This is a genomic window from Paenibacillus sp. 01T422 (assembly GCF_056398785.1).
The window spans coordinates 1-467 of record NZ_JBFTQB010001641.1 but is presented as its reverse complement, the minus strand read 5'-3'; the positions used below and the strand labels follow the sequence as shown (position 1 = coordinate 467).

Sequence of the window (467 nt, the reverse complement as noted above, 5' to 3'; positions counted from 1 at the left end):
GTTCAACCTCCAGAATGCTCTCCTTGTTCAGGAACCGCAAAAACTGCTGAGGAACGAAGCGATAGTAGGACTGACTAAAGTTCTCTACCTTGGTAATATAGTCCCGGATGCGCGCTGCCATGGTATTGACGCTGTCGCCCAAATCTGACACCTCGTCGCGCGTGTTGATCGTAACAACCGTATCCCAATTGCCTTTGGCAATCTCGCCGACGCTGTTGCGCAGCTTCCGAATTGAAGAGAGCAGCACATAAGTCATTACAACGAGCACAAGCAGCAAACCAACGGAAATGAGCGCAATATTGCGGATAATCGATTGAAGTACCGTTTGGCGATGCTTGAGGATGCCATCCAGGTTTTTACTCGTTTCGAAAACACCAACAATTTTACCCGCTGAGTTAAAAATAGGTGCAATTGCATAACGCCATTCGCCGGAGAAATCCTGCCACTGCCCTGTAGCTGGCTTGCCT

General features: G+C 49.0%; 1 protein-coding gene. It reads right to left on the bottom strand.

The features are described from left to right. Positions 1 to 467 (bottom strand): HAMP domain-containing protein (locus AC1DUA_RS40565; RefSeq protein WP_477505010.1); only part of this gene is annotated, 467 nt, incomplete at both ends.